The sequence below is a fragment of the Providencia sp. PROV033 genome (assembly GCF_028484855.1).
Taxonomy (GTDB): Bacteria; Pseudomonadota; Gammaproteobacteria; order Enterobacterales; family Enterobacteriaceae; genus Providencia; species Providencia alcalifaciens.
Genome location: NZ_JAMPSW010000126.1, coordinates 1 through 8547, shown reverse-complemented (window position 1 = coordinate 8547; position 8547 = coordinate 1). Strand labels below are relative to the sequence as shown.

Genomic DNA, 8547 nt, shown 5'->3' with positions numbered 1-8547 from the left:
TGTCATTTGGCTGTATGCACCTGAACTATTTGAAGGAGCAAACCAATCAACTCTCTTGCCCCCCACGAATGACCGCAACATACGCAAATACACTATCAGTGTCATCCGCTTACAGACAAATCCACCCTATTCCGGTATCCTAACGGCAGTAACAACAACGGTCACAATAGGGATACGCCATGGCTGACAAGCACACACCCACCGCCCACGATGCCGCATTTAAAGGGATTATGACCCAAGTGGACAATGCCCGTGATTTTTTTGAAATCCATTTACCCGAGCACATTAAAGCGGTGTGTGATTTTTCCACCTTGGCGTTGACCAATTCGTCGTTTATTGATGAACAACTGCGTTCCCGTCTCTCCGATGTCCTCTATTCCGTGCAAACCACCGAAGGCGAAGGCTACCTTTATCTTCTCGTCGAGCACCAATCCACGCCCGATAAACTCATGGCCTGGCGACTCATGCATTATGCCTTTTTAGCCATGAACCAACATCTACGACAAGGGCATAAAACCCTACCGTTAGTGATACCGGTGTTGTTTTATCACGGGGCGCGTTCCCCTTACCCCTACTCCCAATTGTGGACTGATTGCTTCCCATTACCCGAGATGGCCAATGCTCTGTATACCGAGCCGTTCCCGTTGGTTGATGTGACGGTGATTGAGGATAATGAATTGGTGAATCATCGTAAAGTGGCTATCATGGAGCTGGCGATGAAACACAAATACCTACGGGAGGAATTTGACCGAATTATCCCCCTGTTGGCATCCGCACTGAATCAGCAGTATACTAATGAAAATGACATTATTACGGTATTGAATTACTTGTTCATTGCGTTGGATTCGCCTCATTTTGACAGCATCATACAACAATTGAGTGAACAGGCTCAGCAGCATCAGGAGGCAATTATGAATATTGCACAACGTTTGCAGGATAAAGGTCGTCAAGAAGGATTACTACAAGGCCTAGAACAAGGTTTAGAAAAAGGACTAGAAAAAGGCAGAGAAGAAGGCATGCGTGAAGCAAAAATCATGATGGCGCGGAACTTACTCAAAAATGGGGTTAACCTTGACCTTATTCTTGAAAGTACCGGGTTAAGCCGCGACGAGTTAATGCTTTTACAATAATGCCCAAATACCTCAGCACAGCATTTTACTTCAAAATATGGCAAAGCTGAGGTATAATAACCGGGACGGTTTCAAATATAAGCATTAATCCTTTTTTCGACCCAGTTCGTACGCCTCTAATTTCCCTGAATTTGAGGCTTTTTTTTCGATTCTATTGACTCCATTCCTCGCTCCCCTCCAAACGCAATATCACAAAAAGTTCACTCAGGTCGCTAAGAATAACGACACCGCTTACTTTATGCTAAAAAAGCAATGCAGACATTGCCCATAACCAGGAATGTGATAACTCAAAAATAAACAACGTGTCTATCATGTTAATATCCTGAACATCTCTCAAAATCACCGGGGCTTAAATGGCGTATAATGCGGTGAAGCCGTTTTTTGTTTCGGTGTCGGTGGCTCCGCCGCCTGACGAGGCTGGTCATGATAACCCGCCATCTTCCGCTGAACCGGGTGTGTCAACGGCACCGTTTTCCCGGCTGACGCATTGAAAATCGGAATACCTTTCATCATACTCGCCACAAACTCGCGACTTCCCCTGACCTCCATTCGCTCCCCACTCTTATAACCACTAATCTGAAGAGCCATCACCTGATTTTTACCCTTCTCTTCCGGTGCATCCGCAATTTCGAACTGAATCCCTCTATCCAGTAAAACCGGTTTCCCACCCGAGGTATACACCACCGCACCATCACGATTCACATGCGACTCATAACCTCGAATTTGCGCGGGCTTAATATCATCGGCTGCAGCATAGAGGATCAGGTTATTCGAAATCCGGGCAGTACGATTCTTCCGCTTTTCGCGATACGCCCAACCCCGTAACTGAGATATTGCCGCCGTGTCATGCGCCATCGCCTGCATTTCTACCCAAGCACGATAGGATAACGGTCGAGAATCCAACCGCGCATTCAGAGCTTGTCGTTCATCGCGGATCACCAGACGCAGAGCCGCCATATCCTTCATCTTTTCCACTTCGAGCGCCCGAAACATCAGCTTACGTAAAAGCGGGTCGCGTTCAGTCAGACGCACATGGTTTTTACGGATACGATAACCTGCTGCAACTTCACGAAAACGAGCACGAACAACCTCGGCTGATATTGTCGGGCGCACAAAACAGGTCTTGTACGATTTATAACGAGCAATCAATTTTTGACGCGCCTCAGCACGAGCCTCACGACGCTCAAGACGAGCCTCTTTATCACGACGATGAAGCGTACTATCGTACTCAGAGTGGATCTCGACAGCACTTCGCAGCACGTAGTGACCGTCGTGATTGACATGACGGTACACCGTCCCTCGGGTAAACTCACCAATCCACTCAGACTGAGCATGCAACGTCAATTCAGGGTGCAAATCACTGGCTTTAATCGGGGTTTGTTTATCATCAGTAAGATCGTAAATCGCCAATCCATCCCCTTTTTTCCGCAGTTCAAGCCCTGCCGAAATCAGAATATCATGCACATCAGACCAACTATAATCTCCACTAAAAAGTAACGTATTCATCCTTTCCCGACAGTGATCGACTGCGTACGAAAACAGACTTTCTTTATCCCCAAAATGCTCCAATTCTCGCGCCGCGGCCGGCGCAGATTTGTAGAAGGCCTTCTTTCGCACAACGCGGCCGTGACTGTTCACCATGTACGGTCCATTCACATGCTGCCAGCCATATTTCAGCTCCATCTCACGGCAGCAACGATCGAGAATAAAACGATCGTTATACAATGATGCAGCCCGATAACTAACAGGATTAATACGATTAACAGACAGATGACAATGCAGATTATCCGTATCATCATGGATAGCGCAGACATATTGATGCCCTTCCATACCGAGGTTTTTCATACTGTGTTGCGCACAGTCAAAAATGTGCTCTGGCGTCGGTCTTTCTGACTCGGGCCAAGACAAAATGACATGATAAACCGGATCTTTACAGTGCCGATTTTGCAGCGCAACCATATTCATTTCAGTCGCCGCAGTAGCAAGTGAAAAACAATTTGTCTCAACAATCACATCACCACACCGAAGGTGCTGGCGACCATCCGGATAGGTCGCCATCACATCCACCGATTCAGGAAGCGGATTACGGGTTGCGTAGTCAACAAGATCATTAAATATTTTAGCTTCAGCACGAGATTGACGCACAAACGGTTTATCTGGCGACAGTGTTTCGCTCATCTCAACATCATCACGGAGAGTGATGTAAGAGACAAGTTTCACAAAACTGGATCGACCATCACGCCGCTTTGGCGGAACCTCAGCTATCATGTTATTCCTCGCGATTATTCAAACTGCTAGCATCAAATGTCAAGAAGGCTACCTGCATTGCAACGAGCGTATCTGAAAATTGCTTGCTCCATTCTGTTGTCATCTTCCCCTCCTTTTTCATCTCACTATAGAGATGTTTCAACAACCCACCTTGCTTTAAAATTTCATTCATCTGCTTGGTGTCACCCTTCGCCACAATGCGGCGACCTAAACCAGCACGCCGGAGAAATTCGCCCGCACTTAATCCTGCGGCTCGTGCACTTTCACACACCCTTTCCTTTTCTTCGGGGAACCAACGAATACCGAGAAACAGGACTGTTCTTTGTCGTTTTTCACTCTTACTCATTGTTCAATCTCTGCTCAGGTTATCAGGCTAACGCGGCAATTAGGGTGTCGGGACAACGTCCTGACCAAGCGTTTTGTGGGACCGACTGCGTGCAGGCGGTTCAACAAAACATACCTTGTCCCATTCTTTGCATCAGATTTTGTTTCATGCTGTGGAGTATAGGTGGTTTTTGTGTTGTCGTCACGGATTAACGCCAGAAACACAGGATTCTGGTACTGATTTATTGATAACGGTATACTGATGCGCTGAAATGAATAAATCTAAAAACAGGAAATAAGAAAATGGCTGAAAAGAAATGGTATAGCATGGAAGATATCGAGCTGGCTAAATCATCACTGGATGAGTTACCCGATTTAACCCTCACACGCCTCACAAAAACAGATGCATTGGAAAAACTGAAAGAAACCATTGTTGAGCTTGCGAATAAAAAAGGCTACAGCGTGGAGGAGATACGAAGTACACTCATGTCAGTAGGACTAACAGCCAGCGTAAAAGCCATTCGTGATATGCTGAGCTCACCCAAAAAACCGCAAACCCGAGCAACGAAAACAAAAAATTAATACACGATTGAGGCCTATCATATTTATCTAAAGATGAAAAAATAAATCAACTTAACCCTGTTGTTTTTTATTTTTACGATTATAATCATGTTTAATATTAAGTAATGCATGTGGCTTAGTATTAAAATAAGAAATGCGCCCATTGGCGCATTTTCTCATTTAATAACTCGTTTTTCTTAGGACGCGATGGATTTCCCCACCTATCCCATCATTTCCAATAATTTGTTCACGTCCAATTTTGTATAACTTACCTTGATGATAATTTTCAACCGTCATGAGTGCAGTATCAAACTCATAAGATTCGCCATATTTTTCAATCAGTGATTTGATTGCCAACGCAATTATTTCATCACTGTAATGACGATCCGTAAAAACATAATCGGCCCCACCATAAACGATATTAAATGGCGAACTTTCATTGTAAGAATAATCTGTGTAGCAATCGAATCGTGACGTTTTATATTTTTTCACAATCGATTCGACGCCATCCACTGTCGGCCCATCTGTCCATGATATAGAGTAAGAACTGTAATGTTGTTTACGTACTGAAAATTTTGTTTTAGGGAAATGTTTCTTTAAATCCGAACGGATATTTTTACCGACTAATTTAATTTCGCTGTCTGATGTTGAGACTCGCTGTGTTAGGTGTGTATATTTTTCATTTTGTCGCTGTAATTCGACACCCTGATTAAATTCATGTTGTTTTTGTGCTTCTTCGGCTATTTTAGTTTTTTCAAACGTATCCGCCTTTTGAATGAGTGCTTCTATTGTTTCTTTATCAACACGGTCATTTTCAATTTGCCATTGGATACCGTGTAAAATACTTTCCGGTAAACGTTGGGTTTTCTCACCGTTAAAAAAGACGATATCAAATTCCGCGTTGCCGCCTGTAACCATAATGTCATGAATATTTTGGATACTTTCCGGTTTTTGCTTTCCATGAATATTCACAATCACCCCTTTACCCAGATTATATAAATTGGTGTAAACGATTTGCCCGATAGATAACAGTGTTTGCTGTTCCATATTTTTTCTTCCTCTGCCTAATACGTTAATGCGTTTTAAATGACGCGCAAGCCAAAAACTTGCGCGGCGGGGTGATTAATCAATGGCTCTCAATATCGTGGATTGGGACTGAGCAGATAAGGTAAAAATAAATTCACGCAATGGGTGAAAATACGCAGAAATACGCGCACAATCTTCGTGATGCTCTTTTTCATCGGTCACAAATGAAAAATGACTTAACATCATTAAAGTGACAATAATGCCCGCTTCTTGGGCGCTCACATCATCCATAAATCCATTCGGTGAAGTGAGCATATAGCCTTTTGTGGGTTGCAAATAAAAACCGCCATTTGACAACGTATAAAAATCCCAATAGCCGCCGTTATAGGCTACAGCGTTCCGAGTCATCCAGTGATAGATTGCATTCTCAAACGCAATACAGTAGCGACCTAATTTTGAAGGTAAAAACGTTAAACGCGCTTGAGCATTTTTCACCTCAATAGCGGTGATGACGATTTCGTCTTTTCCATTTCTTTCGTTAGATTCTTGAGCGGCCAGGTGTTGTTGTGTCGTCATTTTGGTGTCTCCTTTGGGTTTATGATTTCTTTCGTCGAGCGCCTACGCTGCAAAGGGCGTGCATAGACGAAATGAGGAAGGAAGCAAGGGCGGAAGCAAAATTGTTGGAAAGCGCAGCGATAAGAATTTTGCTGGAGTGCACTTTATCCTTGCTGGATGACGAGGTGAGGCTATGTTTAAGCCCGAGCGGAGGGGCTTGGCGAAAGATTAACAATACAGGAGCTGAAAATGACGCAACCCGACTGGCGGTGAGAGAAGCGAACCGCAAGTCGCCGTTAGAGCTTAACAACGTTAAGCGGTTATTTCAGGGCTGCTCCCATCGGGAGCTTGCACACCTGCCCTTTGCGCCACGCGTCAGCGTAAAAAAGCGCAGGGGTTATCTTTATCGGATTGAGCCTGGCTCGATGCCAGGATTAAGACGATGGGCAAAAAGGGGAATAAATCCCCTTAAAAATAACGTGAATTAGGCGGTGAGAAAGGATTTAAAGCGGAATGAATTTAACATCAACATCGGGGTATACAGTGTCTGTCGAACCTCCAACGTTAAGCTATCGCCGATATTCACAATGGCAGGTATCCCCAATAATGCCAGTTGGACGTAACACATTCGGGCGGCGACCTCATCAATATCGGTACACACCGCGATCATTTGCGTTTGTGGGTTATACCCTTGCTGTAAAACAGAATTGGCACAAGCAATCACCATCCCACCCGCGCCACACCAACCGTAACATTAACGACTAGTGACATTCGTGACAGCCCTTTGTTTTTCTGCATTGTAAGCCATTCTTTAATTGTCCATAGATAATAATCATAAGTAATGACATTTTTACAATTTTGTCACCAGCCTAAATAAGCTAAATTAAGTAAAAACCTTATAAAAATGGATTTTATTTATCTGTGCACTGTGCATTCTCAAGTCCAAGCTCATATTTTCTACCTAGCATGCAATTAAATTAGGTGAGACGTCATCTGATATGAATTGACAAAACAAACGAAAGTTATACAATGTATAACAAAATAAGGGGGGAGAACAAAACAATGAGAAAAAATTTAACAAAAGCAATCAGGCTTAACAATGAAGAACTATCTTTGTTTGAATCGTATGCCAACGCCAAAGGTTTGACCTTTAGTGAACTTTGCAAAAGTGCGATTATTGAAAAAATTGAAGATGAAATTGATTTAAAACTAGCAGAAGAAGCTTACGAGGAATATCTAAACGATAATGAGACGTTGAGCCATAAAGCTATCTTTGACCCGCTTTGAGGTAACTATGCCTCATTACAGAATTGAATATACAAAACGGTTTCAGAAAGAGCTAAAGAGAATAGATCGATGCCATCAGAAAATCATACAGAGTTATATTGAAAAAAATATAGATAACAGTATTAACCCTCGATTGATCGGTAAAATATTGAAGGGGGATAAGGCTGAATTTATCCGTTATCGCATAGGCGATTATCGTTTAATCGCAACCATTGAAGATGAACGATTAGTTATACTCGCATTGTCTATTGGTCATCGAAAAGATGTCTATAAACACTTTTAACTTCAGCTCTATTGTGGCCAGTCATTGATTTGCTCAAGACTGGCCATGAAATTTTCATTTTCGGTAGTCGATGTTACTATAAAAGATAACTATTCTTAGAATAGACTCATTCAATTTGTCACTACATAAGCATGTAAGGTGTAAGTTTGAAATATAACATGTAACGTTTACCGCACGTCGGCTCGCACACACTGATATAGCCGTTTTTCTCAATGACTGCCCCACAATCTCCAGTGATGAGATCACTCATGAGCTGGCTAACGTGGAACGGGGTAAAAAATTGCCCCCATGCCCCCTCGCCTAACTCCAGCGCCATAAACACCGCCCCTAAAAAATCGGTGGCTTGGTGATCTAACGCTTGCACACACAAAGCTAACAATTTAGCGAACACATCCAAATCAGAGCGTTCATAACGCGCAATCACGCTAAAGTAGGTTTGCTCCAATTCAGCACACTGTTTCACGCTGTTTTCTAATGAAATGGCCGCCACATGGATAAAATCGCGGAATACGGCTAAACGGCTGTGAGATCGCGCGGTTTGGTTAAAAAGTTGAATAAATTCTTTGTGAAAATCGCGGTTTGACGTGGGCTTAACCGTGACTAAACGCTCTTTTTCGACCGTTTTTTCGGCGATGCTCTGAGCTTGACTGGATAACGCTACGGTAACAGGGCTTGTTTTTTCCACAGATTGGCTTAAATCCACATCAAAAAAACTCAATTGTGACATATCGATACTCCCAATTTGCCCCTGAAAAACAGGGGCAACAAGTTAACTTATATCCACGATTTACGCAGTTCTAAACAGCGTAACAGTTGCCCCAAACAATGATTATTCATTGCAGGAATACGAACGGGCTGTTTTCGCTTAAGTTGTTTGTCGATATGTCGCGCCATTGCGCGATAACACGGCTCAATATCACTGATTGCCATATCGTGGCGCATAACTCGGCGTTTCGGTATGACGGACATTTGGGTCTTTACAGGGTTGGCAACGTATGCCATGATGTTTGCATTCATTGGATCTTCTCCTTTGAGTGTTTAAGTGCTTGCCTTGAGTTTCTCGCAAAAGTGTCTCAAGGCTCGGATCAAGCAGGCGAAAGCCTGCTTTTTTCA

12 protein-coding genes are annotated in these 8547 nt (G+C 43.3%); 5 read left to right on the top strand and 7 right to left on the bottom strand.

Annotation, left to right across the window (positions count from 1 at the left end):
• Together PSF16_RS15635 and PSF16_RS15630 are read left to right on the top strand one after the other, a co-directional pair.
• Positions 1 to 187: hypothetical protein (locus tag PSF16_RS15635; RefSeq protein WP_272689615.1), on the top strand; the 187-nt coding region annotated here is incomplete at its 5' end.
• Positions 180 to 1130 (top strand): Rpn family recombination-promoting nuclease/putative transposase, encoded by a 951-nt coding sequence (locus PSF16_RS15630; RefSeq protein WP_272689614.1) that lies wholly within the window; start codon positions 180 to 182, stop codon positions 1128 to 1130. The genes PSF16_RS15635 and PSF16_RS15630, both read left to right, overlap by 8 nt.
• Positions 1131 to 1469: 339 nt before the next feature.
• Here PSF16_RS15630 and traI read toward each other — a convergent pair whose 3' ends face one another.
• The gene (traI, locus tag PSF16_RS15625) at positions 1470 to 3398 is read right to left on the bottom strand and encodes a TraI/MobA(P) family conjugative relaxase (RefSeq protein WP_272689613.1); all 1929 of its coding nucleotides are present in this window, start codon (positions 3396 to 3398) and stop codon (positions 1470 to 1472) included.
• Between the two features lies 1 nt (position 3399).
• The gene (mobA, locus tag PSF16_RS15620; protein ID WP_272689612.1) at positions 3400 to 3744 is read right to left on the bottom strand and encodes a plasmid mobilization protein MobA; all 345 of its coding nucleotides are present in this window, start codon (positions 3742 to 3744) and stop codon (positions 3400 to 3402) included.
• A 281-nt stretch (positions 3745 to 4025) separates the two neighbouring features.
• On the opposite strand from mobA, the gene PSF16_RS15615 reads away from it, so the two are divergent.
• Entirely contained in the window at positions 4026 to 4304 is a 279-nt protein-coding gene (locus PSF16_RS15615) for a molybdopterin-guanine dinucleotide biosynthesis protein MobC (RefSeq protein WP_272689611.1), read from the top strand.
• 159 nt (positions 4305 to 4463) lie between these two features.
• Here PSF16_RS15615 and PSF16_RS15610 read toward each other — a convergent pair whose 3' ends face one another.
• The 3 genes from PSF16_RS15610 to PSF16_RS15600 form a co-directional block, all read right to left on the bottom strand.
• Complete coding sequence (locus PSF16_RS15610) at positions 4464 to 5330, bottom strand: LPD29 domain-containing protein (protein WP_272689610.1); 867 nt, start codon at positions 5328 to 5330, stop codon at positions 4464 to 4466.
• Between the two features lie 75 nt (positions 5331 to 5405).
• Positions 5406 to 5885: an antirestriction protein gene (locus tag PSF16_RS15605; protein ID WP_272689609.1), complete on the bottom strand. Its 480-nt coding sequence runs from the start codon at positions 5883 to 5885 to the stop codon at positions 5406 to 5408.
• A gap of 463 nt (positions 5886 to 6348) precedes the next feature.
• Positions 6349 to 6591: a hypothetical protein gene (locus tag PSF16_RS15600; protein ID WP_272689608.1), complete on the bottom strand. Its 243-nt coding sequence runs from the start codon at positions 6589 to 6591 to the stop codon at positions 6349 to 6351.
• A gap of 335 nt (positions 6592 to 6926) precedes the next feature.
• Here PSF16_RS15600 and relB point away from each other — a divergent pair, with 335 nt between their 5' ends.
• Both relB and PSF16_RS15590 read left to right on the top strand, forming a co-directional pair.
• Positions 6927 to 7151, top strand: coding sequence for a type II toxin-antitoxin system RelB family antitoxin (gene relB / locus PSF16_RS15595; protein ID WP_272689607.1), 225 nt, complete (start codon positions 6927 to 6929; stop codon positions 7149 to 7151).
• Between the two features lie 7 nt (positions 7152 to 7158).
• On the top strand, positions 7159 to 7434 hold the full coding sequence (locus PSF16_RS15590; RefSeq protein ID WP_272689606.1) for a type II toxin-antitoxin system RelE family toxin: 276 nt from the start codon (positions 7159 to 7161) through the stop codon (positions 7432 to 7434).
• 121 nt (positions 7435 to 7555) lie between these two features.
• Here the strand turns inward: PSF16_RS15590 and PSF16_RS15585 are convergent, their stop codons facing one another.
• Entirely contained in the window at positions 7556 to 8161 is a 606-nt protein-coding gene (locus tag PSF16_RS15585) for a hypothetical protein (RefSeq protein ID WP_272689605.1), read from the bottom strand.
• Positions 8162 to 8208: 47 nt separating this feature from the next.
• Positions 8209 to 8451, bottom strand: coding sequence for a hypothetical protein (locus PSF16_RS15580; protein WP_272689604.1), 243 nt, complete (start codon positions 8449 to 8451; stop codon positions 8209 to 8211).
• Between the last annotated feature and the right edge of the window lie 96 nt (positions 8452 to 8547).

Coding starts and splice junctions, on each gene's coding strand:
- traI (WP_272689613.1), bottom strand. CDS start 3,398: ATGATAGCTGAGGTTCCGCCAAAGCGGCGTGATGGTCGATCCAGTTTT.
- PSF16_RS15600 (WP_272689608.1), bottom strand. CDS start 6,591: ATGGTGATTGCTTGTGCCAATTCTGTTTTACAGCAAGGGTATAACCCA.
- PSF16_RS15610 (WP_272689610.1), bottom strand. CDS start 5,330: ATGGAACAGCAAACACTGTTATCTATCGGGCAAATCGTTTACACCAAT.
- PSF16_RS15615 (WP_272689611.1), top strand. CDS start 4,026: ATGGCTGAAAAGAAATGGTATAGCATGGAAGATATCGAGCTGGCTAAA.
- PSF16_RS15605 (WP_272689609.1), bottom strand. CDS start 5,885: ATGACGACACAACAACACCTGGCCGCTCAAGAATCTAACGAAAGAAAT.
- PSF16_RS15585 (WP_272689605.1), bottom strand. CDS start 8,161: ATGTCACAATTGAGTTTTTTTGATGTGGATTTAAGCCAATCTGTGGAA.
- relB (WP_272689607.1), top strand. CDS start 6,927: ATGAGAAAAAATTTAACAAAAGCAATCAGGCTTAACAATGAAGAACTA.
- PSF16_RS15630 (WP_272689614.1), top strand. CDS start 180: ATGGCTGACAAGCACACACCCACCGCCCACGATGCCGCATTTAAAGGG.
- PSF16_RS15590 (WP_272689606.1), top strand. CDS start 7,159: ATGCCTCATTACAGAATTGAATATACAAAACGGTTTCAGAAAGAGCTA.
- mobA (WP_272689612.1), bottom strand. CDS start 3,744: ATGAGTAAGAGTGAAAAACGACAAAGAACAGTCCTGTTTCTCGGTATT.
- PSF16_RS15580 (WP_272689604.1), bottom strand. CDS start 8,451: ATGAATGCAAACATCATGGCATACGTTGCCAACCCTGTAAAGACCCAA.